This is a genomic window from Cyclobacterium sp., from assembly GCF_014762705.1.
GTDB lineage: Bacteria > Bacteroidota > Bacteroidia > Cytophagales > Cyclobacteriaceae > Cyclobacterium.
This window is the reverse complement of record NZ_JABURL010000031.1, coordinates 135219-158623: the sequence shown is the minus strand read 5'-3', so window position 1 is coordinate 158623 and position 23405 is coordinate 135219. Positions and strand designations below refer to the sequence as shown.

The following is a 23405-nucleotide window of genomic DNA, read 5'->3' as shown; positions in this document are numbered from 1 at the left end:
AGAAAATTGATTTTCAATAAATAAATATTTCTAAACAGAGATTTCGATAGATTTCGGAATCTCTTTTTTTTGCCTGAAATCCTATATTCTTTGGCTGAATACCATTTGTTTTAATGCATTAAACTGGATACTCAGCCCCCCAACCAATCCTTAAACTCCGCTGTCTTTTCAGTACTGCTGATGCATTCTTTGCTACAGGCAGGCTCCAGTTCCAGCTTGATGCGGCTGCGGGAGTAGGCATGCATCTGCCGGATGGCAGAAACCTGCACCAAAAAACTGCGGTTTACCCGGAAAAATTGCTCCGGGTCCAAAACTTCCTGCAATTGGTCCAGGGGCTCATCCAAAACGTATTTGTACCCCGTCTGCTCCACCAAAAAAACCGCCTTGTTTTCGGCATAAAAGTAAGCCAGGTCCTGAATGGTAATGGATTTGATGGTATTTCCAGCGCTTACCAGGAACCGCTTCCGGTAAGTTGTCTCACGCCTCCTGATTTGTTCCAGTAGCCTATCCACCTGGGCCAGCTGTGTGTCTGATGCCTGAATGCTTTTTAGTTTTTGTAAACTGCCTGCCAGTGCCTCCTGACTGATGGGCTTCAACAGATAGGCAATGCCGTTGACCTGAAAGGCCCGCTCCTCCTGATAGACGGCCTGGTTTTCCATGATACTGCGCTCCAAATCGATGGGGGTGATGTATTGCCCTCCGGCAAAGGTGATTTTGAAGTCCAGGGATAAGATGCGGTTAGGACTTCCTATTTGCGTGTAGGGTTTCTTTTCTTGGGCTGCTGTCCAATGGCTCAGGCATAGCAGCATCATTAGTGTGATTAGTTGTTGTCTCATGTCGTGTGTGGTTTTCATGCGGGCAAAGTAAGGGGCCTGGCAGGCAGGGGAAAAATCAACTTGGACAGACCCGTGTAAATTGCCGATGAATCCGTATATTAAATGGATGGTTTTATTTTGGATAAGTAAAGACCATTTCCGGATGATCTATTTGTTTGAATAAACCGAAAGAAAATGTCAGCAATTTCAGTGAATTGGTTAGTTTTTGCCGATTACTCGTTTTTGGTATTGCATACCACCCTTATCGGCTTCAACTTATTCGGATGGATTGTAAAAAAGTGGCGTAAAGTACATTTTTTGACGATTTCCCTAACTTTTTTGTCCTGGTTTTTTCTGGGTATCTGGTATGGTTGGGGTTATTGCTTCCTCACCGACTGGCATTGGCAGATCCTGAGAGATCTGGGGGAAACCAATATGCCCAATTCCTATATCAGCTACCTGTTCAGCAGGTTTTTCGGCATTTTGCCTCCTGCAGGATGGGTGGATTTCTTTACCGTTTTATTGGCTTTTCTGGCATTGGTTGCCTCAGTTTGGGTCAATTTTTTCCAAACTAAAGGATAAAAAATATTTTGATGGCAAGAAGTTCAAACCGGATTAGGTATTACCGGAGTGCGAATTAAGATCGTAAATAAAAACCAATTGAATCGTCAATGGTAACCCTTTATCGTGGGTATAGGAGTTGGGAATGGATTTTGCAGTCTCATTTGGCTAGAGATTTCCACGGCTGTTACCGCTCAAAGCCATCTCTAAGTCTACCGAAGATATGTTTATTAAATACCTGTAAATCAAAGCATTGAAAAAAATAATATCATCCTGATTTGTGTAATTTCTAAATATTAAGCCTACCTGTGAAATAATTGAATCAATTGTTTTTTTAAAGAATAAACCCCAAAAAATCTGTAAAATAAAGAAGGAATAGGATATAAAACAAAAAGCGCGCAGGCCCGACAAAAAACCGGGGGTGCGGGAGGATTGCGGGGAGAAGGATTTTTTTGTCTTGATTTTTTGGTTCTTTTGCATCAAGGCAAAAGAACAGATAATTAAAGGAATAATAGTTGATTTCAAGCCATAATCCTGATGATACGACCATATATACATTCCAAAAACCAATCGTCATCCCGATTTTTGCGTCTTTTAAAAAGCCAGATCTCGGAGTGATGGTTTTTTAACGAAATTCAGTATTGGGTTTCTCAATACAGGAAATGGCTGAAATGGCCAAAAATAGTTGAACCTGAGGCAAATATGCCAATACCTTGAACAGCGCCCTGGAATTGGACTTGATTTCGGGTCCATTGAAGTCAAAGAATCTACCGGAATTGTATTAATACTGCAAACAGATAATGTCCTTAGTCAGTCAAAACCGATAAACAGGCTTCCTGACATTTGCGGCAGGCTTTGGCACATCGCTGACAATGCTCGTGTTCATGTTGCTCACATTCATCAGCACATGCCCCACATATTCTTGCACAAAATTTCAGCAATTCATCCAGGGGACCGAAGGACATGGACAATAGTTTTGCTGTGGTACTGCAGGTTTCCGCACAGGCCCTGTCTGTCCGGATGCAGTCTACCATATGGTGAATATTGTCTTCATCCAGGCAGGCATTAGCGCAATGGTTACAGGTCATGGCGCAATCATTTAAAATTTGGATTAAATCAGTACTTTTCATGGTTTATTCATTTGGGTTCAGAACCTCAAATGCCCAAAAACCATGCCCCATTTACGCCGAATCTGGTTTTCGTAATGGATATTACCTGCCAAAATCCCTGAAGGCTTTTAAGGCAACCTTGCCGATAGCAGACTCTGCTTCCTCCATTGATTCAAAATTTTCCACAAAAACCGATAATATCAGGGGTTTATGCCCTAAGATTATTCCCGCATCTCCTCGCACATAATCCAAGGTACCTGTTTTGTGGGCCACTACCGTGCCGGCAGGCAATAGGCTGGGAATGGTGCTGTTGTCTGCACATCCTTTGAGCCAATGCATGATTTCCGCTCTCGAATTCTCCTTCAACCATTTCCCATTCCACAGGTTTAAAAGTAAATCGTTAATTTCCTGAGGACTGGTATAGTTCTGTCTACCTTCTTCAATTGCCTTAAAATCCATCATGATCCGGTTCAATTGGGTGTCCTCGTATCCATTTTCTTTCAGCCAGTCCTGTATGTAGTCCATTTCTATGGCTCGGATCAGGATATTGGTGGCGGTATTGTCGCTGATACGGATCATTTCCTCAGCCAGGTAGCGAAAAGTAATCCCGGAGCCGTCCGGAAGATGCTGTAGCTCTCCTGCACCACCTACCTTGTCTGTTGCAAGTAAGGAGTACAGGGCATCAAGGTCTATTTCCTTATTTTCCACTTTTTCCATAAGGGCAATTAGAATAGGGATTTTTATAATGCTGGCAGCGGGAATTATTTTGTTTGCCTGCTGCTGAAATAGTGTTTCGCCCTTTTCATTTTGAATCCGCAGGGAAATTTCAAGGTGATCGGGAAACTGCTGCATAAAGCTTTCCCAATTCTCTTGCCCTTTGCCAATCAGGGCAAGCCCCGGGAAGGTAAACAAGAGTAAAGTCAACCATTTCATTCCTGATTCAATTTTCATCAGTATTTAAATTACATGACAGTATACGTGTAACTGGATTGCAGGCCTAAAGGTATGCCCAGGGTCCAGTATATCAATAAAAAGACAGTCCAGATAACCAACAGATATATGAAGTAAGGTATCATCAAAGATACCAGCGTGCCTATTCCGGTATTTTTCACATACCGCTGGCAAAAGATGACCACCAGTGGAAAATAGGGCATTAAGGGAGTAATGATATTGGAAACCGAATCTCCAACCCGATAAGCAGCTTGTGTAAGGTCGGGTGAAATCCCCAACTGCATTAGCATGGGAACAAATATGGGGCTGATCAATGCCCATTTAGCTGAAGCAGATCCGACAAGAAGATTTACAAATGCACTTAAAAAAACAATGCCCACCACCGTTACCTGCGGAGGAAGCTGCAGGTTTTGGAGAAAAGAAGCTCCTTTCAAGGCTGTCATGGATCCAATATTGGATTGGGTGAATGCATCGATAAAAAGTGCGCAGAAAAAAGCCATGACGATATAGTGCGCCATGCTTCCCATGGCCTTGCTCATGGAAGCAATCACATCTTTTGAATTTTTGTAGCTTCCTGATATGAAACCAAATATGATTCCGGGGATCCAAAATACCAAAAAGATCAACGGAACGATAGACTGCATTAACGGGGCCGAAAAAGCGGTGATTTTCCCATCCGGACTCCGCAAGCTGGAGCTGTACGGATAGGCCCAAAGAAACAACCCAAGCAGGCCAAGCACCATTACCAGACCGGCAATTTTAAATCCTTTTTTTTCTGCTGCTTTCAATTCCTCCATTTTAGGTACATCGGTAAGGTCTTGATCCACCGGATTATTCCTATTCAAACGAGGCTCAATCACTCTTTCCGTCAGGTACCAGCCTACTCCGATTACCACAATACTGGAAAGTCCCGTAAAAAAGATGTTATTCAAGGGGTTAAGGCTGATATTCGGATCAATGATTCTCGCTGCGGCCTGGGTAAAGGTTTGTAGTAAAGGGTCTATGGCAGAAGGTATAAAATTTGCACTGAAACCACCGGATACTCCCGCAAAAGTGGCTGCAATTCCGGCTAGTGGGTGCCTGCCTGCCGCATAAAAAATGACTCCTCCCAAAGGTATGACCAACACATAGCCGGCATCGGCAGCAGTATGACTGATGATGGCTACCAATATCAGTATAGGTGTGAGCAGGCTTTTGGGAGTATAGCCTAAAAGGTACTTCAACCCTGCCGGAATGAAGCCGGAGTATTCTGCCACTCCTACCCCCAGCATAGCCAGCAATACTACCCCCAAGGGAGGAAAGTTAATGAACACGGAAATCATGCGGGAGAGGAAATCCGCCATTTTTTCGCCTGTCAGCAGGTTTTGGATGTATAGTTTTTCACCGGTGGTCGGATTGATTTCGCCAAAATCTATGGGAGAGAGCAAAGCCGATAAAAACCAGGTCAGCAGCATCAGAAATAAAAACAGGATGGCAGGATCGGGGAGCTTGTTCCCTGCTTTTTCAATAGCATTTAGAAAGCGATCCAACAGGCTGTTTTTTTGTAGGTTACCGTCCATTTTCTGGTTTTAGAAAATCAAAAATAATAACCTGCGGCACATTTTCCGGAACCTGAGGTAAAAAATTATGCGATAATTTGATCAGGCCATGAAAACAATACGGGTCTTGAAAGAAGATAACTCCCGCTAACCCTTGTTTTTTCCTATTGACCAGAAAATAAGCGAGAGCTTATGTGTGCAGGGTACAGGTAGCGAATGATAAACTAAAAAACGCCGACGTAAGCCTCGAAAAGGGCTTTAAACGTTTCCTCCAAATTGGACGAAAGGCCTGGATGTGGTCGTGAGGTTTGAATCATAGAACTTCTTACGGCTGTCAGCCAACGGAAACGTGAAGCGGTATTTTGGGAAGCAATGGGGCTGGCTGCTTTTTCACCATTACAAATCCGGATAAAGGCATTCAAATGATCTTGTATGGTTTCCGGATCCGCATCCGGATCAAGGGCTTGCAATTTGGTTTTATCCAAGCGGGTGGCGCATTTTAAAAATTGTTGCTGTATGGAGCACAGGATTACTCCTACATTGATAAATTCCTCCTTCTCCACCCGGGGCACTACCCGGACGATGGCGTATTCATACAAGTGCTTTTCTGGCATTTTGGGCTTGGTTTACAAATGTTTCAGAATACTTGAGCCGGAGCAATAGAAAATCCAGGTACACCTGTTTCCACACTTCTACGGTGCCTGTTTCACCCATGGCTTTCAGCCACTCATCGGGAAGTGAGTCGACGATCTGCCAAAGGGATTCCGGTGAAAGGATTCGTTTGAAGGCTGAATCCACTTCTTCCAGCTTTTTTGCTTGAGGCAATAATACATGGTCTTTGATTAAAGGGAAAGGGCCTTTGGCATGTTTTTCCCAATTGTCCCAGGTGTGGTGAAAGATAAAGGAGGCGCCATGGTCAATTAGCCACAATTCCCTATGCCACATCAACATGTTGGTGTTGCGGAAGGATCGGTCTACATTCGTAATGAAAGCATCCAGCCATACGATCGCGGAAGCCAGGTCGCTTGAAACCACATCGGCTGCCGGGTCAAAATTGACCGCTGCGGACAAGAAATGAAGCCCCAGGTTCAATCCCTGGCTGCTTTTTAATAAATCCTGAATTTCTTCGTCTCCCTCTGTTTGTCCAAATGCCGGGTCTAGCCTGGCAAACACCAATTCCGGAACCTTGAATCCCAAAAGTCGGGCGATTTCCCCGCCCAGCAATTCTGCCAGTAAAGCCTTTTCCCGCTGTCCTGCACCCCGGAATTTGACCACGTAGTTAAATCCGTCATCAGCCAGGGCAAGGGCTGGCAAGGAGCCTCCCTCACGCAAAGGCATTTTGTATTGCATGACCTGTACGGTTCGGAGTTCTAATTCATTCATTTTTCTCTGGCCATGGGTTTTCCGTTTCTGGACCATTCACTCCAGGATCCCACATACAATTTAGGTATTTCCATACCTGCATGAGCCAATGCCAGCAGTGTATGGCAGGCGGTGACCCCTGAACCACAATGCACGATGGTGTTTTTGGATGATTTGTCCAATACGGTTTTATATTTCTGCTTTAAAGTCTCAGGGTTTAAAAAAACACCCTTTTCATCCAGATTCTCTGTAAATGGGATATTGACTGCACCGGGGATATGTCCCGCTACCAGGTCAATGGGTTCCGATATACCAAGATACCTGGTGGATTCCCGTACATCTATGACCATTTGATTTTTATCCTTTGCTGCTTGCTCTACTTCCTGTATGCCTGCCAGGGGCAATTGCCAATCTGTGGCGGGGTAAGGAGCAGTGGCTGCCGGGCTTTCCGGCTGAGCACTTGTCGGAAGTCCTGTTTTTAAGGCAGCATCTTTGCCACCATCCAAAACCTGCACCTTGTCATGTCCCAAAGCCTTCAGCATCCACCAAAACCTGGCAGCGGACATGCCCCCATTTTTATCGTCATAAACCACTACATGACTTTCAGGGGTTATTCCCAGGGCACCAAGTGTTTTTCCGAACTCCTCCGGATCCGGCAGGGGATGTCGCCCTCCTTCCGAAGCATCTTCCCTGATATGGGACAATTGCCTGTTGAGGTCCACATGATGGGCTCCTTTCAGGTGTATGGATTGGTATTTTTCTTTGTCAAAACTGGCATCAATCAAAACCAGGTTTTTAGCTTCCATTAAATTCAAAAGGTCTTTGGCGCTGATTAGTGGTGCAGTCTGGTTCATACAATGGTTTTTTCTTTGTAGTTTTAACCCAAATATAAAGGCTAAAGCCAAGGATTTCCCAAAAAGGGTTAAAAAATGAATAATTACTTCCATCAAACCGGAGGTATTTTTCATTTCGGGTATAGATACAGCCATAACCCACCAGTTACTAAGGCTAATGCCTATTCGCGGTTTTAGCAAAAACCAACCTTTCTATATTCGATAAATTCCAAAATCCGCTTCGGAAACGCTGTTGTATTGGCCATTAAAATAAATCAAAATAACTTTTGAAAATGAAGGGCCTTTTCTATATTTGCCTCAGCTTATGAAAAAAACGATTCAAATCTGGTGGTGGCTTACTTACTTCTTTTAGAGGGAGAACAGCTAACCATTGCCAAAATTTGATAATACAAATATACTTAGGCTTGCTGGACTCCCGGCAAGCCTTTTTTTATGTAAAACTCAGTCAATGAAACCTATCAAAATCAAAACCCGGTACAAAAAACTGCTGGCAGATACCATCACTCCGGTGAGTATTTACCTGCAGATCCGTGACAGGTACAACAATACCATTCTCCTGGAGAGTTCTGATTATCACGGTAATGAAAACAGCTATTCCTATATATGTTGTGAGCCCATGGCATCTTTTTCTCTCGTTAGGGGCAAAATACGACAATCACTGCCAGGTCAGGAAACTACCCTGCATGGTCTTAATAAAGGGGAAAAAATAATGGATGCCCTCAGGGCGTTTTCCAATAATTTTCAGGAAGAGCAGCTTGATTATAAATTCATTACCAATGGGCTTTTTGGGTACATACAGTATGATGCCGTTAATTATTTTGAAGACATCAACTTGCAAAATACCCAGGATTCGGACATACCATTGATCCATTATGCCGTGTATAAAAACATGATAGTGGTGGATCACTTCAAAAATGAGCTACACATTTTTGAACATTACCTTGAGGGTGATCCAGGAGAATCAGGCATTCCAAAAATTGAAATGATCCTCAACAATAAAAACCTTCCCAGCTATGGTTTTCAGTTGGAAGGGGAGGTAAGTTCCAATTATACCGATCCTGAATTTCTGGAAATCCTGGCCAAAGGTAGGGATCATTGTTTCAGGGGAGATGTTTTTCAGATTGTACTTTCCCGTACTTTTTCTACCGGGTTTAAAGGAGATGAATTCAATGTTTACCGGGCTTTGCGCTCCATCAATCCTTCCCCTTACCTGTTTTATTTTGATTACGGATCCTACAAGGTCTTTGGCAGTAGTCCGGAAGCCCAGATAGTTGTCAAGGGAGACAAAGCCACCATTTACCCCATTGCCGGAACATTTAAGCGTACCGGGAATGATGCGGCAGATGCCAAACTGGCTGTCAAGCTTTACGATGACCCCAAAGAGAATTCAGAACACGTGATGTTGGTGGATTTGGCCAGAAATGACCTCAGCCGCTCTTCAGTAAAGGTGAATGTAGAGGTTTTTAAAGAGATTCAGTATTATTCCCATGTCATACACCTGGTCTCCAAAGTGACCGGACAGCTTCCAAAAGGAGCCAATCCGCTTCAATTGGTGGCCGATACCTTTCCTGCCGGCACTTTGTCGGGAGCGCCGAAATACCGGGCGATGGAATTGATCGACGGCCTGGAAAATTGTTCCAGGAAATTTTATGGCGGGGCCATAGGTTTTTTGGGTTTCAACGGGGATTTTAACCACGCCATCCTGATCCGGTCTTTTGTTTCCGAAAATAACCAGCTGCGCATTCAGGCCGGAGCTGGGGTAGTAGCCAAATCTTCCATTGAAAGTGAATTGCAGGAAGTAAGCAACAAACTGGAGGCACTGAGGGTGGCCCTTAAATCAGCAGAGGGTATTTAGATTTTTACAAGAAAAAGATTAACTGATGAAAATACTGGTACTGGACAATTACGATTCTTTTACGTATAATTTGGTCTATATTATCCGAGACCTGGGCTACAATCCGGATATCTTCCGGAATGATAAAATAAGTCTGGAAGAGGTGGAAGCTTATGACAAAATATTGCTTTCCCCCGGACCAGGAATTCCCTCTGAAGCAGGAATTATGCCCGAATTGATAAAAAAATATGCTGCTTCTAAAGATATCCTGGGCATTTGCCTGGGACATCAGGCCATAGGAGAGGCTTTTGGGGGAGGCCTGATTAACCTTACGGAAGTCGTACATGGGGTGGCTTCAAAAGTAAGGATCCAGGCGGATCCTTTGTTTGATGGGGTGCCTGAGTTTTTTACTGTTGGCAGGTACCACAGTTGGGTCATTGATGAAACGCTGTTTCCGGCAGAGCTGGAAGTGATAGCCAAAACCCCTGATGGGCAGATCATGGCAGTAAGACATAAAAAATACCGGGTGAAAGGTCTGCAGTTTCATCCGGAAAGCATTCTTACAGAAAATGGGGTGCAGATTATCAAAAACTGGATTGAAGGAGCTTAAATCAAGTAGCAATGAAAGAAATACTGAATCACCTGATCGAGCATAAAACCCTCAGCAAGGAACAAGCCAAAGGGGTGCTGAAAGAAATGACTTCAGGAGAGGTAAACAATAGCCAAATGGCTGCCTTTCTTACGGTTTTTATGATGCGCAGTGTGCGGGTAGAAGAGTTGATGGGCTTTAGGGAAGCCATGCTGGAGCGATGTATTCCGGTAGAAATTCCGGAATATGATGCCATAGACCTCTGCGGAACCGGCGGGGATGGTAAGGATACCTTTAATATTTCCACCCTTGCTTCCTTTATCGTAGCAGGTGCAGGACAGCCGGTTGCCAAACATGGCAATGTTGGGGTGTCTTCGGTTTGTGGTTCCTCCAATCTCCTGGCTCATTTTGGCTATGAATTTACCAATGATATAGATAAACTAAAGAGCAGTCTGGACAGGGCGGGCATTTGTTTTCTCCATGCCCCGCTTTTCCATCCGGCCATGAAGCATATAGGTCCCGTGAGAAAAGAGTTGGGTGTCAAAACCTTTTTCAATATGCTGGGCCCCATGGTTAATCCCAGCTTTCCTAAGAAGCAGCTGGTGGGGGTTTTTAGTCTGGAATTGGCAAGGCTATATGCCTACCTCTACCAAAATAATGATGTCCGGTTCAGCGTTTTGCATGCGCTGGACGGTTACGATGAAATATCCCTGACAGGAGGTCTCAAGTGGATTTCCAACCGTGGTGAACAGGTATTGAGTGCGGAGGACCTGGGATTTAAGACAATTAGCCCAGATGCCATCAAAGGGGGAAACACGGTGGAAAAATCTGCTGAAATATTCATCAGGATCCTGGAGGGAAAGGGCAGTAAAGAACAAGAAGCCGTGGTAATCGCCAATGCCGCCGCCGCATTGCTCACCTCAAAACCGGAATGGGATTATGATAAAGCCAGGGAGGAAGCTACCGCTTGCCTGAAAAATGGAAAAGCACTGAAGGTGTTTAAAGAATTGGTAAACCCTAAAACTTCAATAAACATTAGTTGAACATGAATATTCTGGATAAAATCATTGCCTTTAAGAAAACCGAAGTCGAAGAAAAGAAAAGCCTTTACCCGGTTAAATTACTGGAAAAAAGTCTTTTTTTTGATAGCCAGACAGTATCCATGAAGCAGTATGTGAAGGACCCTGAGAAAACCGGTATCATTGCCGAATTCAAAAGAAAGTCTCCTTCCAAAGGTTGGATCAACCCGAATGCCAAAGTGGAGCAAACGACCATAGGATACATGCAAGCAGGAGCTTCTGCCCTGTCTGTTTTGACAGATCAGGAGTTTTTTGGCGGCTCGGAAGATGACCTGAAGCAGGCCAGAAAGTTCAATTATTGTCCCATCTTGCGAAAGGACTTTATGATAGACGATTATCAGCTCATAGAATCCAGGTCACTGGGGGCCGATTGTATCTTGTTAATTGCAGCAGCCCTGGACCCGATGGAATTGAAACGACTTGCAGGCCTGGCAAAAAACCTGGGCATGGAAGTACTGTTGGAAGTTCATGACCGTAGAGAGTTGGAGGAAAGCCTCAACGAAAACATAGATCTTGTAGGTGTCAATAACAGAAACCTCAAAACCTTTGAGGTTAGTGTGGACACCTCCCTGGAATTGGCAGAACTAATACCGGAAGGATTTGTAAAAATTTCAGAAAGCGGGCTTTCTGATCCGGCCACCCTGGTTCGACTAAAGGAAGCGGGTTTTGATGGCTTCCTTATAGGGGAAAATTTCATGAAAACCATCAGACCCCATCAGGCGGCTTACAATTTCATGCAGCATTACAGGAAATTACTTGCCGGCCAAACCAAAACCACAGGAGCATGATCATCAAGGTCTGTGGCATGGCAGATATCGCCAACATGGAAGGCCTTGAGGAACTGGGCCTCGTCGATTGGATGGGCATGATTTTCTATCCCCCGTCCAAAAGGTATGTGGCGAATTTTGGTAAGCCACCTGAGGCCTATCGCAAATTTTCCATCCCTAAAGTAGGTGTATTTGTAAATGCATCCGCAGAAACTATCCATTCAGCAGTTAAGGCTTATGGTTTGGAAAAAATACAGTTACATGGGGATGAGACCCCGCAGGACGTGGAGGAAATCAGGAATCAAACCAATGTGGAGCTCATCAAAGTGTTTCGGATTGGCGCAGATTGGTCCTGGAAAGGACTGGAGGCCTACCTGCCCCATGTGGATTATTTTCTTTTTGATACCGATGGGCCTTCATTTGGAGGAACCGGTCACCGTTTCAATTGGGAAATTTTAAAACAAAACCCCTTCAACAAACCGTTTTTGCTTAGTGGAGGGATAAGTGTTGATCAGGTGGACGAAATCATGGAATGTTACCATAACTTGCCGGCCATGGCAGGCATAGATATCAATTCCAAATTTGAAATACGACCAGGGTTAAAAGACCTGGATTTGATCCGTTACTTTACCCAGAGTATTAGAAACAAAGCAATGAAAATAAAAAAATAGATGGATACATCAATGATAAAAGTAGACGAGAATGGATTTTACGGTCAATTTGGGGGTGCATTTATCCCCGAAATGCTGTATCCCAACATAGAGGAGCTTCGGGAAAATTATGAACAGATCATGGCTTCTGCGGCTTTCAAAGAAGAATTTGACCGGCTTTTAAAAGACTATGTCGGAAGGCCTACACCTCTTTTTTATGCCAACAGGCTATCTGAAAAATATGGGGCAAAAATTTATCTGAAAAGGGAGGATCTCTGTCATACGGGAGCTCATAAGATCAACAATACAGTTGGGCAGATTATTTTGGCCAAAAAATTGAATAAGAAGCGCATCATCGCAGAAACCGGAGCAGGACAGCATGGTGTGGCCACGGCCACCGTCTGTGCCTTGATGGGAATGGAATGTACCGTTTACATGGGAGCCGTGGACATGGAGCGGCAGAAACCGAATGTGGAACGCATGCGGATACTGGGAGCTAAGGTAGTGCCGGCCAACTCAGGGAGCAAAACCTTAAAAGATGCCACCAATGAAGCCATGCGGCAATGGATCAATAACCCGGTAGACACCCATTACATCATAGGATCGGTAGTAGGTCCCCACCCTTACCCGGAAATGGTGGCCCGGTTTCAATCGGTGATCTCTGCTGAAATGAAAATCCAGTTGAAGGAAAAAGAAGGCAGGGAAAATCCCGATTTGGTGATTGCCTGCGTGGGCGGAGGAAGCAATGCCGCCGGGGCATTTTACCATTATTACAACGAGCCGGAGGTAAGGTTGATTGCTGTGGAGGCCGCAGGTTTGGGGGTCAGTTCCGGAAAATCAGCGGCGACTACCATGCTTGGTAAGCCGGGCATCCTGCATGGCAGCCGGACCCTATTGATGCAGACGGCAGATGGGCAGGTAGTGGAACCCCACAGCATCTCCGCAGGCCTTGATTATCCGGGTATAGGACCCGTTCATGCGCATTTGTTTGATTCCGGAAGGGGCGAGTTTGTGGCAGTGGAAGATGAGCATGCCATGCAGGCTGGTATAGAGGTCAGCCGCCTGGAGGGAATTATTCCTGCCATTGAATCCGCACATGCCTTCCATGCCCTGAACCAAATCGAATACAAATCAACGGATGTGATAGTGATCAACCTTTCCGGAAGGGGTGATAAAGATCTCGAAACTTACATCAAATGGGGAAATTACTAAACAGATATGAACCGCATAGATAAATTATTTCAAAACAAGAAAGAGTCTATTTTATCCATCTATTTTACCGCTGGTTTCCCTCAGTTGGAAGATACCCTGCCTGTCATGGAAGCCATTGAAGCTGCCGGGGCAGATATCATTGAAATAGGAGTACCCTATTCCGACCCCATTGCAGATGGACCCACCATACAGGAAAGCAATAATGTAGCCCTGAAAAATGGGATGACACTTCACCTTTTGTTTGAGCAGCTAAAAAACCTGAGGGAAAAGATTAGTATTCCCGTAATTTTGATGGGTTACCTGAATCCAGTGGTGCAGTATGGAATGGAGGCTTTTTGTAAAAAGTGTAAAGAGGTAGGCGTGGACGGACTTATTTTGCCTGATTTGCCCATGCAGCAATACCTGACCGAATACAAAAGCCTGTTTGATGCTTATGATCTCAGGAATACTTTTTTGATTTCACCCCAGACATCCGAAACCCGTATCCGGCAAATTGATCAAAATACGGATGGATTCATCTATATGGTTTCATCTGCCAGCATAACCGGTGCCAAAAAAGCGGTGTCTCCCGAGCAAATAGCCTACTTTGAGCGGGTAAAGGCCATGGGACTAACTAATCCAAGACTGATCGGCTTTGGCATTTCAGATAAGGCTTCGTTCAATACTGCTGCGGCCCACTCTCATGGTGCCATAATCGGTAGTGCCTTTATCCATGTGCTCCGGGACTCAAAGGACCTGAAAAAAGACATTTACCATTATATTCAAAGTATTATAGCATGATCATTCAACTTAACCAGGATATCAGTACTTCCCAAAAAGAGGCCTTGATGGATAAAGTCAACCGAATGGGTTACAAGGTGACGGAAGTAAAAACCCAGGTGGGAGATTACCTGATAGGTATCGGTAAATCAGCTTTCGATATCAGGAAAATTGGGGTGCTTGAAGGTATTCAGGATATCCATATCGTTTCCGATGAATACAAGTTGGTTTCTAAAAAATGGAAAGTAAAGCCTACAAGAATTGATTTGGGTGAGGGCATTGGAATAGAAGACGGTGATATGGCCATCATTACCGGGCCTTGTTCCATTGAGTCCGAAGAACAGATTGCCAAGGTGATAGCCCACATGAAGGAAAACCAGATCACGATGATGCGGGGTGGTGTTTTCAAGCCCAGGAGCAGCCCTTATGCTTTTAGGGGATTGGGAATGGATGGGCTTAAATTATGGTACCAACAGGCCAAAGCTGCGGGAATCAAAATTGTAACTGAGGTCATGCAGGTATCTCAGATTGAGGAAATGCACGATTATGTAGATGTGTTTCAGGTAGGTGCCAGAAACACCCAGAATTTCAACCTTTTGGATGAATTGGGAAAGGTGGATAAGGCGGTGATGATCAAAAGGGGGATATCCGGAACCATAGAAGAGCTCTTGCAATCTGCCGAATATGTTTTCTCCGGAGGAAATGAGAAATTAATCCTTTGTGAAAGAGGAATAAGAACTTACGAAAAAGCCAGCAGGAATACCCTGGACCTGAATGCAGTACCAATCCTGAAATCAAAATCCCATTTACCCGTAATAGTAGACCCTTCCCATGGAATAGGTATCAGGGAATTTGTGCCCCAAATGGCATTGGCCGGAGTGATGGCAGGTGCTGATGGCATCATCTATGAGTCTCATGAAAACCCGGATAAAGCCTATTCTGATGGGCAGCAAACCTTGAATTTTGACCAAAGTGCCCTACTGGCCGATCAGATCAGAAAAACTTTTGATCTGAGAAAGACTTTTGATTTATTGTAAAGGCCATGCCCTGCAGTATAATCCGGATGGGAGGTTAGATTTTATGCTACCAGCCACGAGTCCTTTTTAATGAGATCATGTTGGAGGCCTGGTCTTTTCTTAAAGGTGGTGGTGTTTTTGTGCGTACTTTATCGGGAAAACATTTTTTAAGGGAAAAATCCTCTTTCCTGATGGACATGAGTTGGAAAGTTGGCTCCGGCGGATCCAGCGGTAGTCAGGAAAGCTGGGTATTCCCCGTCTGCGAAGGAACGGACATTCAGCTACTTTTGGCATAATTTTTTATCTTATTTTATAACATGATCGAGACGAAAGAAAAGTTTATTTCTTCTATCATCATAAATTTAAAATTTATCTGGTAAAAACATGAATCTGTAAATATTTTCAAACTGGATGTGTATTTTTTCGTTCTGTTAATAGAAAATTGCCCGGTTTTTGCCAGCTGCTGGATTAGGAAAAGGTGGGAAAAGTGTGGGTATTCAGAAACATTGAATGATAGTGTAATGATTGAAAGAAAACCGGAAGATATTTTTTTAGACCCCAGGCTTAAAAACCTGAGACAGGAATATGATAATTACACGACTGAAGATTTTCAGGTCTGGAGAATTCTTTACGAGCGTCAGTATAAAAACCTCCCCGGGGCCGCCTCTGAGAAATTCATGAAGGGCTTGGAAACCATTGGGTTTTCAGCAGACAGCATAGCCAATTTTGAGGAGGTCAACAAAAGGTTGGCAGGGGTAACCGGATGGGGCATACAGGTTGTACCGGGTTTGATCGATGATGATCTGTTTTTTAGTTTGTTGTATCACAAACGGTTTCCGGCGTCTACCTGGCTGCGTAAAAAAGAAAACCTGGATTACCTGGAGGAACCGGACATGTTTCATGATGCCTTTGCCCACCTGCCTCTACTTACAGACCCGGATTACACCCGTTTTTTAAAAGATCTGGCAGCAATAGCGCTAAGGCACATTGATAACCCCCTTGCCATTGACCTGCTTTCCAGGATTTATTGGTACACCATAGAATTTGGTTTGATCCGGGAGAAAGGGCAACTCAGGATTTATGGGGCAGGTATTCTTAGTTCAGCCGGGGAGACTAAATTTTGTTTGTCTGAGGAACCCCAACACTTTCCCTATGAGGTGGAGATGGTATTGAATACCCCATTCTGGAAAAATAAATTCCAGGACAGGTATTTTATTATTGAGGATTATGCCTCTTTATATACTTCTGTTCCCCTGATAGAAGAAAAATTGGCTGGGCTGTTGGAAAAAGGTGATTAATTAGAGGGTATTTCGGTACTTTTTATTTATTCTTGGGTATTCATGTTAACAGGCACAAATACCACATATGATGAGCCCTCTTCTAAAAAGATCATTTCTTTTTCCCTTATTTGTTTTTCTTTGTTGCCAATTGTCAGCACAAGATTCTCTGGACATTTACCTGGGCATAGGGCAATCCAATATGGCAGGCAGGGCAGAAGTGAAGGAGGACTTGGCAGCTCCTTTAACCGGTGTTTATCTATTTACCGGAACCGATTGGGTGCCTGCTGCCAATCCCATGAATATTTATTCCAGTATAAGAAAGGACAGCAGCATGCAAAGGCTTAGTCCTGCCTATGGCTTTGCGCAAAAAATCAGTGCGTTGAATCCGGAAAAAAATATTGGTATGGTGGTGAATGCCAAAGGGGGAAGTGCCATTGAAGAATGGTTGCCGGGAACTCATTTTTTTAACGAAATAGTAGCCAAATCCAGGCTTGCAGCAAAGAATGGCACGATCAAAGGGGTAATATGGCACCAGGGGGAGTCCAATGTTAACAGGGCGGACCAGTATTTGGACCAGCTCAGTCAGTTGATCGTCGCTTTGCGGGATACCCTGGGCCTGGCAGACCTTCCTTTTGTGGCGGGGCAGGTCTCTGAGGACAAAGCAAATAGGAAACCTTTCAATCAAATGATCCTTAATTTACCTGATAGGCTGCCCTATACTGCAGTGGTAAGCAGCCATGGAACGACTACCTTTGACAGTACTCATTTTGACAGTCCGAGTCAGGTTTTGCTGGGAGAAAGGTACGCCTATAATATGAAAACACTATTGGATCAAAAACAGGCAAAAGAAAGCTTCGCCTTTGGCGTGATAGCCGATGTGCAATATGCAGATGCAGCAACCGCCGGCAAGCGCAATTACCGCGGTACCCTGAATATTCTTGAACAAACCATTCCTTTTCTGAATGCCTATAATCTCGATTTTTCTGTCAGTCTGGGCGATCTGATAGACAGGGACTTTGCAAGTTTCGACAAGCCCCTGGCCCTACTGGAGAACAGCCGGGCACCTTTTCACCATGTTTGGGGAAATCATGACTTTTCCGTGGCTGACAGCCTCAAGCAGGAAGTGGGAAAAAGACTGGGCAATGAACAGGGCTACTATGCCTTTGAACATGGAAGGATAGTATTTTTGGTTTTGAATGGCATGGACATCAGCATGGAAGGTAACCCCAAAGGCAGTGAAAATTATGAAAGAGCGGAGGCATTGATGGCCGAATTGGAGGCTGCAGGTGCCAATAATGCCAAGCCTTGGAATGGTGCGATCGGAAAAACCCAAATGCAATGGTTAAGCAGTCAGGTGAAGGATGCTGAAAGGGCAGGTAAAAAAGTGTTGGTGTTTTGCCATTATCCCCTATTGCCTGAAAATGGCCTTCATCTGCTCAATAACAGGGAAGTATTGGATACCATAGGCAAATCCCCTGCTTTGCTTGCCTGGTTTTCAGGTCACCACCATGAGGGGAATTATGTGCAAGATGAACACGGGGTGCACCACCTGACTTTTGAGGGTATGGTGGAGGCCACTTCTCCGGTTCTAGGGGCAGTGGTGACAGTACACCCAAATAAATTAATCATCCATGGCATTGGTCATGAAGCAGATCGGATACTGGAATTCAGGTGATTACTCCCGGGTATTACTAGCCCTTTGAAAAGCCGCCCGAAATTTCCCCTTTTGGTACTGGATTAATTTTTATATTAGCGGATTAAAAGAGAAATCATGTATACCCGTTTTGCCAAAGTGTTTTATTTTCTGTCCATAGGTTTATTTTTGTTTTTATTGTTATATGTGTATGCGGCTTTGCCTGAATTTGCTACCTATGTTGTGAACGAAGCAGGGATGCCACTCAAGCAGGTGAGCAAGGATAGTTTCTTTTATGGTACGGTGGCTTTGTTTTTGGTTTATAATCTGCTCTTGATCATCCCAGCCAAGTTAATAGAAATGAAAATCAATGTTTCACTAAAAAGGCTGTTTCCGGTAGGGGATCCCTACAGGGATAAAATGCTCTCCTGGATCTATTCATTTATTGGCATACTCAATATTGCAACGGGAGTGCTTGTTTTTTACATCCACAGCCTTAGCAATCAAAATGAAATCAGTAGTTCAGAATTCAGTTTCTTTTTTTACCTGGCTCCGGTGCTGATGCTGGTTTGGGTTTTGGTGCTTTTTTACCTTTTGGCAGGCAAAATGAAACAAGTGAGAACGGGTAATATTTTAAGTTGAAAAATATGGCAGCTAACGTACAATACACAGAAGACAGCATCAAATCCCTTGATTGGAAGGAACACATCCGGCTCAGACCAGGCATGTACATTGGGAAACTGGGTGACGGCAGTGCCCAGGATGACGGTATTTATGTGCTGGTAAAGGAAATACTGGACAACAGTATTGACGAACACATGATGGGCCACGGAAAGACCATTGAAGTAAAAATCAGCGAGCACAAGGTCGAAATCAGGGATTATGGAAGGGGTATTCCCCTGGGCAAGGTCATCGATTGTGTATCCAAAATAAATACCGGAGGGAAATACGATTCCGGGGCATTTCAAAAATCAGTAGGCCTCAATGGAGTCGGTACCAAAGCTGTCAATGCACTTTCAGAAAACTTTATGGTACAGTCTTTCCGGGAAGGGGAGAGCAAAGTGGCCTTGTTTCAAAAAGGCGAGTTGGTCGAAGACAGAAAGGTAGAAAAGAGTTCAGAAAGAAACGGTACAAAAATTGTTTTTTCTCCGGACTCCACAGTATTCAAAAATTACCATTTTATCCCGGAGTACCTTGAAAATCAGATCTGGAATTATGCTTTTCTGAACTCAGGGTTGACCATCAATTTCAATGGGGTCAAATTTTACTCCCAAAATGGCTTGCTGGACTTGCTCGACAGAAAAGTAGATGAGGACAGCCGGAGGTACCCCATTATTCATTTGAAGGGCACAGATATAGAAATCGCACTTACCCACTCCAATCAATATGGAGAAGAATATTACTCTTTTGTTAACGGGCAATTCACCACCCAGGGGGGGACACACCTGTCTTCATTCAGGGAATCCATTGTGAAGTCGGTCCGCGAGTTTTTCAAAAAGGATTATGATGCCTCTGACATCCGGCAGAGCGTAGTGGCCGCCATTGCCGTAAGGGTACAGGAACCGGTGTTTGAATCCCAGACCAAAACCAAACTGGGTTCTCACAGCGTTGGGCCGGACGGACCCACCCTGCGTACCTTTGTCAATGACTTTGTAAAAGTGGAGTTGGACAATTACCTGCACAAGCACCCGGACACGGCCAATGCCCTGCTCAAAAGGATATTGCAATCTGAAAGGGAAAGAAAGGAAATCTCCGGCATCAAGAAACTGGCCAATGAAAGGGCTAAAAAAGCCAACCTGCACAACAAGAAACTTCGGGATTGCAGGGTGCATTATGATGACAATAAGGCGGATGCAGAGCTGAAGGATGGCACCATGCTGTTTATCACGGAGGGGGATTCAGCATCAGGATCCATTACCAAGTCCCGGAATGTACAGACCCAGGCTGTCTTTTCATTGAGAGGGAAACCCTTGAACTGCTATTCTATGACCAAAAAGGTGGTGTATGAAAATGAAGAGTTTAATCTCCTGCAGCATGCTTTAAATATAGAAGATGGTATCGAGGGCTTGCGTTACCGTAAAATCGTGATTGCCACTGATGCAGATGTGGACGGCATGCACATTCGCTTGCTGATCATGACCTACTTCCTGCAATTTTTTCCTGATTTGGTCAAGAATGGCCACCTGTATATCCTGGATACGCCCCTGTTCAGGGTCAGGAATAAAAAGGAAACCATTTACTGCTACACCGATGAGGAGCGGCAGCGGGCCATCCATAAATTGGGTAAAGCGGCTGAAATAACCCGGTTTAAGGGTTTGGGAGAGATATCGCCCGGAGAGTTTGGAGGATTTATTGGAGAAGATATCCGCCTGGAGCCGATTATTTTGAATAAGGAGACAAAAATCGCCGATTTGCTGGGCTTTTATATGGGCAAAAATACCCCCAACCGGCAAACTTTTATCATCGATAACCTGAAAATCGAAAAGGACATCGTTTTTGATGATCCGGCGGTAAAAACGGCAGCTGAGGAAGAGACTGAAACGGTCTAAAGACTTGTTGGCCCTTGAGGAGGCAGATTTAATTTATTTCAGTTTTTGTGAAATAATCTCCTTTATTTCATTTTCCAAGAAATGGAAAGGATGTTTTATTAATTTGGAGAAAAAAGACCATTGGAAATCCATTCATGCAGATAGAAATCCTGGGTATATCTTTGATGTTATATTTTTCGGTTGAATGAATTGCTATTTGGAGTTATTTGAATAAAATATGAGTGATAATGATATTAACCCCGAAAACGGGGACGAAAGTTTGCACGATTCCATCCCTGTCACGGGGATGTACAAGGACTGGTTTTTGGATTATGCCTCCTATGTGATCCTGGAGCGGGCGGTTCCGGCCATAGAAGACGGGCTCAAACCCGTGCAGCGCCGCATCCTGCATGCCATGAAGGAAATGGATGATGGGCGATTTAACAAGGTGGCCAACATTATAGGGCAGTCCATGCAATACCATCCTCATGGAGATGCTTCTATAGGCGATGCCATTGTGAACCTGGGGCAAAAAGACCTTTTGATCGAAACCCAGGGTAACTGGGGAGATGTGCGCACCGGTGATGGTGCTGCTGCGGCCCGGTACATTGAAGCCAGGCTATCCAAGTTTGCCCTGGAGGTGGTTTTTAATCCGCAAACTACGGAATGGCAGTTGTCCTACGATGGAAGAAAAAAAGAACCCGTAACTCTGCCGGTAAAATTCCCCTTGCTGCTGGCACAGGGGGTGGAAGGTATAGCCGTGGGCTTAAGCACCAAAATCCTTCCCCACAATTTCTGTGAACTGATCGAGGGGTCCATACAAATTCTCAAAGGCAAAAAGACCAACCTGCTTCCTGATTTCAACACTGGTGGGCTGGCGGATTTTTCCGAATACAATGAAGGTCTGCGTGGAGGAAGGGTAAAGGTCCGTGCCAAAATTGAAGAAGAGGACAGCAAGACCCTGCTGATCAAAGATATTCCCTACGGTACCACCACCAATTCCCTGATCGAATCTATTATCAAAGCCAATGATAAAGGCAAGATCAAGATCAAAAAAGTAGTGGACAATACTGCCAAGGATGTGGAAATCCAGGTGCAGTTGGCTCCTGGGCAATCTCCCAACATGACCATTGATGCGCTGTACGCGTTCACCGATTGCGAGGTGAGCATTTCGCCCAACGCTTGCGTGATCATCGAGGAAAAACCCGTTTTCCTGACGGTAAATGAAATTTTGGAATACAATACCCATCAGACCAAAACCCTGCTGAACAGGGAGCTGGAAATCCGTAAAGGGGAATTGATGGAGAAGTTGCTTTTTTCTTCTCTCGAAAAGATTTTTATAGAAAACAGGATCTACCGGGACATCGAAGAATGCGAAACCTGGGAAGCAGTTATCGAAACCATCGATAAAGGACTGGAACCCTTTAAACCCGAATTTTACAGAGAAATTACCCGGGACGACATCATCCGGCTCACTGAAATCAAAATCAAGCGTATTTCCAGATTTGACACTTTTAAGGCAGACGAACTGATGCGGAGGCTCCAGGAAGAGCTGGAAGAAGTAAACCATCACCTGGAAAACCTCACCGATTATGCCATACAATACTATAAAAACCTGCTGGGCAAATATGGCAAAGGCAAGGAGAGGAAAACCGAAATACGCACTTTTGATACCATTGCAGCCAATGTGGTGGCGGCAAACAACGCGAAATTGTACGTGAACCGGGCAGATGGTTTTATCGGATATGGTCTTAAAAAGGATGAGTTTGTCTGCGATTGCTCGGACCTGGATGATATCATTGTCTTCCGCAAGGATGGTGTTTGTCAGGTGTCCCGGATTCAGGATAAGGTATTTGTAGGCAAAGATATCATTCATGTGGCAGTGTACAGAAAAGGAGACGAGCGCATGGTATACAACCTGGTGTATGTGGATGGTGCCACCGGTAGGGCGATGATCAAAAGGTTTCAGGTGTTGAGCGTAACCAGAGACCGGGAATATCCGCTTACCAAAGGGACCAAAGGGTCTAAAATTTTGTATTTTACGGCCAATGCCAATGGAGAAGCCGAAATCATAACGGTTTACCTGACAGCAGGCAGCAAAGCCAGGATCAAGGTTTTCGATTTTGATTTCAAAGACATAGAAATCAAGGGAAGAGGAGCACAGGGAAATATTTTGACCAAACATCCTGTTCGGAAAATTCAGCTCAAAATGGAAGGAGTTTCCACTTTGGGGGGATTGAACATTTACTTTGACCCTGCAGTAGGCAGGTTGAATACCGATGAGCGGGGAGAACTGGTGGGCAATTTTCTGGGTGATGACAAGATCATTGCTTTTTTCAAAGACGGTAATTATGAATTGACCACTTTTGAATTGACCAACCGCTATGATCAGGAAAACCTGCTTTTGATCCAGAAGTTCGATCCGGAAAGGGTTGTTTCTGCCATCTATTTTGATGGGGCTAGCAAGCAGCACTTTATCAAAAGATTTCAGATAGAGACCTCAACCTTGAACAAGAAGTTCAATTTTATTTCTGATCACAGAAATTCCCGGCTCATAGTGGTCACCACTGAGAAGCAGCCTCAGGTAAAAGTGAAATTGCAAAAAGGAAAAGAGGTTGAGGAGAATGTTTACGATATGGACATGCTCATTGATGTAAAGGGTTGGAGGTCAGTTGGTAATCGGCTGAGCAACCATACGGTAAAAGCCGTACAGTTGGTGGAATCAGAAAAAAAGAAGCAGGGAAAAGCCGATGAAAACCTATCGGTAGGCTCCACAGTTAATTTTGACCTGAAGAAAAAGGAGGATGATGAGGATGATGAGGATAAGGAACAGTTGGGCTTGTTTTAATAGGTGGAAGGTAAAAGTAC

22 protein-coding genes are annotated in these 23405 nt (G+C 44.4%); 15 read left to right on the top strand and 7 right to left on the bottom strand.

The window, feature by feature from the left end; translation table 11 throughout:
- Positions 1 to 131: 131 nt before the first annotated feature.
- Complete coding sequence (locus tag HUJ21_RS06240) at positions 132 to 836, bottom strand: LytTR family DNA-binding domain-containing protein (RefSeq protein WP_291368085.1); 705 nt, start codon at positions 834 to 836, stop codon at positions 132 to 134.
- A gap of 174 nt (positions 837 to 1010) precedes the next feature.
- Between HUJ21_RS06240 and HUJ21_RS06235 the strand changes: the two genes are divergently transcribed.
- Positions 1011 to 1397, top strand: a complete 387-nt coding sequence (locus HUJ21_RS06235; RefSeq protein ID WP_291368084.1) for a DUF2784 domain-containing protein — start codon at positions 1011 to 1013, stop codon at positions 1395 to 1397.
- 785 nt (positions 1398 to 2182) lie between these two features.
- Here HUJ21_RS06235 and HUJ21_RS06230 read toward each other — a convergent pair.
- The 6 genes from HUJ21_RS06230 to HUJ21_RS06205 all read right to left on the bottom strand — a co-directional run bounded on the left by HUJ21_RS06230 (position 2183) and on the right by HUJ21_RS06205 (position 7190).
- Complete coding sequence (locus HUJ21_RS06230; RefSeq protein ID WP_291368083.1) at positions 2183 to 2506, bottom strand: four-helix bundle copper-binding protein; 324 nt, start codon at positions 2504 to 2506, stop codon at positions 2183 to 2185.
- Between the two features lie 81 nt (positions 2507 to 2587).
- Entirely contained in the window at positions 2588 to 3436 is an 849-nt protein-coding gene (locus HUJ21_RS06225; protein ID WP_291368082.1) for a serine hydrolase, read from the bottom strand.
- A gap of 11 nt (positions 3437 to 3447) precedes the next feature.
- A complete protein-coding gene (locus HUJ21_RS06220; protein WP_291368081.1) occupies positions 3448 to 4995 on the bottom strand; it encodes an AbgT family transporter in 1548 nt (515 codons plus the stop codon).
- Positions 4996 to 5198: 203 nt separating this feature from the next.
- Complete coding sequence (locus HUJ21_RS06215) at positions 5199 to 5588, bottom strand: DUF3037 domain-containing protein (protein ID WP_291368080.1); 390 nt, start codon at positions 5586 to 5588, stop codon at positions 5199 to 5201.
- Complete coding sequence (locus tag HUJ21_RS06210) at positions 5566 to 6357, bottom strand: HipA family kinase (protein ID WP_291368079.1); 792 nt, start codon at positions 6355 to 6357, stop codon at positions 5566 to 5568. The genes HUJ21_RS06215 and HUJ21_RS06210 overlap by 23 nt, the downstream gene beginning before the upstream one ends.
- Positions 6354 to 7190: a sulfurtransferase gene (locus HUJ21_RS06205; protein ID WP_291368078.1), complete on the bottom strand. Its 837-nt coding sequence runs from the start codon at positions 7188 to 7190 to the stop codon at positions 6354 to 6356. The genes HUJ21_RS06210 and HUJ21_RS06205 overlap by 4 nt, the downstream gene beginning before the upstream one ends.
- Before the next feature lie 448 nt (positions 7191 to 7638).
- Between HUJ21_RS06205 and HUJ21_RS06200 the strand changes: the two genes are divergently transcribed.
- The 14 genes from HUJ21_RS06200 (at position 7639) to HUJ21_RS06135 (ending at position 23385) form a co-directional block, all read left to right on the top strand.
- Positions 7639 to 9045 carry an anthranilate synthase component I family protein gene (locus HUJ21_RS06200; RefSeq protein WP_291368077.1) on the top strand — a complete coding sequence of 469 codons (1407 nt, stop codon included), beginning with the start codon at positions 7639 to 7641 and terminating at the stop codon, positions 9043 to 9045.
- Between the two features lie 25 nt (positions 9046 to 9070).
- Positions 9071 to 9634, top strand: a complete 564-nt coding sequence (locus HUJ21_RS06195; protein ID WP_291368076.1) for an aminodeoxychorismate/anthranilate synthase component II — start codon at positions 9071 to 9073, stop codon at positions 9632 to 9634.
- Between the two features lie 11 nt (positions 9635 to 9645).
- Positions 9646 to 10656, top strand: coding sequence for an anthranilate phosphoribosyltransferase (gene trpD / locus HUJ21_RS06190; protein WP_291368075.1), 1011 nt, complete (start codon positions 9646 to 9648; stop codon positions 10654 to 10656).
- Positions 10657 to 10658: 2 nt separating this feature from the next.
- Positions 10659 to 11480: an indole-3-glycerol phosphate synthase TrpC gene (gene trpC, locus HUJ21_RS06185; RefSeq protein ID WP_291368074.1), complete on the top strand. Its 822-nt coding sequence runs from the start codon at positions 10659 to 10661 to the stop codon at positions 11478 to 11480.
- Positions 11477 to 12130, top strand: coding sequence for a phosphoribosylanthranilate isomerase (locus HUJ21_RS06180; RefSeq protein WP_291368073.1), 654 nt, complete (start codon positions 11477 to 11479; stop codon positions 12128 to 12130). The genes trpC and HUJ21_RS06180 overlap by 4 nt, the downstream gene beginning before the upstream one ends.
- Positions 12131 to 12142: 12 nt before the next feature.
- Positions 12143 to 13321 (top strand): tryptophan synthase subunit beta, encoded by a 1179-nt coding sequence (gene trpB / locus HUJ21_RS06175; RefSeq protein ID WP_291368088.1) that lies wholly within the window; start codon positions 12143 to 12145, stop codon positions 13319 to 13321.
- A gap of 6 nt (positions 13322 to 13327) precedes the next feature.
- Positions 13328 to 14101, top strand: a complete 774-nt coding sequence (gene trpA, locus HUJ21_RS06170) for a tryptophan synthase subunit alpha (RefSeq protein ID WP_291368072.1) — start codon at positions 13328 to 13330, stop codon at positions 14099 to 14101.
- Positions 14098 to 15117: a 3-deoxy-7-phosphoheptulonate synthase gene (gene aroF / locus HUJ21_RS06165; RefSeq protein ID WP_291368071.1), complete on the top strand. Its 1020-nt coding sequence runs from the start codon at positions 14098 to 14100 to the stop codon at positions 15115 to 15117. Before trpA ends, aroF begins: the two co-directional genes overlap by 4 nt.
- 77 nt (positions 15118 to 15194) lie before the next feature.
- Entirely contained in the window at positions 15195 to 15392 is a 198-nt protein-coding gene (locus HUJ21_RS06160; RefSeq protein WP_291368070.1) for a hypothetical protein, read from the top strand.
- A gap of 225 nt (positions 15393 to 15617) precedes the next feature.
- A complete protein-coding gene (locus tag HUJ21_RS06155; RefSeq protein WP_291368069.1) occupies positions 15618 to 16394 on the top strand; it encodes a phenylalanine 4-monooxygenase in 777 nt (258 codons plus the stop codon).
- 130 nt (positions 16395 to 16524) lie between these two features.
- Entirely contained in the window at positions 16525 to 18051 is a 1527-nt protein-coding gene (locus tag HUJ21_RS06150; RefSeq protein ID WP_291368068.1) for a sialate O-acetylesterase, read from the top strand.
- Positions 18052 to 18147: 96 nt separating this feature from the next.
- A complete protein-coding gene (locus HUJ21_RS06145; RefSeq protein ID WP_291368067.1) occupies positions 18148 to 18651 on the top strand; it encodes a DNA topoisomerase IV in 504 nt (167 codons plus the stop codon).
- 5 nt (positions 18652 to 18656) lie between these two features.
- Positions 18657 to 20558 (top strand): DNA topoisomerase IV subunit B, encoded by a 1902-nt coding sequence (locus HUJ21_RS06140; protein WP_291368066.1) that lies wholly within the window; start codon positions 18657 to 18659, stop codon positions 20556 to 20558.
- A gap of 217 nt (positions 20559 to 20775) precedes the next feature.
- A complete protein-coding gene (locus HUJ21_RS06135; protein ID WP_291368065.1) occupies positions 20776 to 23385 on the top strand; it encodes a DNA gyrase/topoisomerase IV subunit A in 2610 nt (869 codons plus the stop codon).
- Positions 23386 to 23405 lie beyond the last annotated feature (20 nt).

Bases quoted from the DNA above. Each gene is read 5' to 3' on its own strand.
- HUJ21_RS06155 (WP_291368069.1), top strand. From the start codon at position 15,618: ATGATTGAAAGAAAACCGGAAGATATTTTTTTAGACCCCAGGCTTAAA.
- HUJ21_RS06180 (WP_291368073.1), top strand. From the start codon at position 11,477: ATGATCATCAAGGTCTGTGGCATGGCAGATATCGCCAACATGGAAGGC.
- HUJ21_RS06160 (WP_291368070.1), top strand. From the start codon at position 15,195: ATGTTGGAGGCCTGGTCTTTTCTTAAAGGTGGTGGTGTTTTTGTGCGT.
- HUJ21_RS06240 (WP_291368085.1), bottom strand. From the start codon at position 836: ATGAGACAACAACTAATCACACTAATGATGCTGCTATGCCTGAGCCAT.
- trpA (WP_291368072.1), top strand. From the start codon at position 13,328: ATGAACCGCATAGATAAATTATTTCAAAACAAGAAAGAGTCTATTTTA.
- HUJ21_RS06210 (WP_291368079.1), bottom strand. From the start codon at position 6,357: ATGAATGAATTAGAACTCCGAACCGTACAGGTCATGCAATACAAAATG.
- trpD (WP_291368075.1), top strand. From the start codon at position 9,646: ATGAAAGAAATACTGAATCACCTGATCGAGCATAAAACCCTCAGCAAG.
- HUJ21_RS06205 (WP_291368078.1), bottom strand. From the start codon at position 7,190: ATGAACCAGACTGCACCACTAATCAGCGCCAAAGACCTTTTGAATTTA.
- HUJ21_RS06230 (WP_291368083.1), bottom strand. From the start codon at position 2,506: ATGAAAAGTACTGATTTAATCCAAATTTTAAATGATTGCGCCATGACC.
- HUJ21_RS06235 (WP_291368084.1), top strand. From the start codon at position 1,011: ATGTCAGCAATTTCAGTGAATTGGTTAGTTTTTGCCGATTACTCGTTT.
- HUJ21_RS06200 (WP_291368077.1), top strand. From the start codon at position 7,639: ATGAAACCTATCAAAATCAAAACCCGGTACAAAAAACTGCTGGCAGAT.
- HUJ21_RS06195 (WP_291368076.1), top strand. From the start codon at position 9,071: ATGAAAATACTGGTACTGGACAATTACGATTCTTTTACGTATAATTTG.
- HUJ21_RS06225 (WP_291368082.1), bottom strand. From the start codon at position 3,436: ATGAAAATTGAATCAGGAATGAAATGGTTGACTTTACTCTTGTTTACC.
- HUJ21_RS06135 (WP_291368065.1), top strand. From the start codon at position 20,776: ATGAGTGATAATGATATTAACCCCGAAAACGGGGACGAAAGTTTGCAC.
- trpB (WP_291368088.1), top strand. From the start codon at position 12,143: ATGATAAAAGTAGACGAGAATGGATTTTACGGTCAATTTGGGGGTGCA.
- HUJ21_RS06215 (WP_291368080.1), bottom strand. From the start codon at position 5,588: ATGCCAGAAAAGCACTTGTATGAATACGCCATCGTCCGGGTAGTGCCC.
- aroF (WP_291368071.1), top strand. From the start codon at position 14,098: ATGATCATTCAACTTAACCAGGATATCAGTACTTCCCAAAAAGAGGCC.
- HUJ21_RS06220 (WP_291368081.1), bottom strand. From the start codon at position 4,995: ATGGACGGTAACCTACAAAAAAACAGCCTGTTGGATCGCTTTCTAAAT.
- HUJ21_RS06140 (WP_291368066.1), top strand. From the start codon at position 18,657: ATGGCAGCTAACGTACAATACACAGAAGACAGCATCAAATCCCTTGAT.
- trpC (WP_291368074.1), top strand. From the start codon at position 10,659: ATGAATATTCTGGATAAAATCATTGCCTTTAAGAAAACCGAAGTCGAA.
- HUJ21_RS06145 (WP_291368067.1), top strand. From the start codon at position 18,148: ATGTATACCCGTTTTGCCAAAGTGTTTTATTTTCTGTCCATAGGTTTA.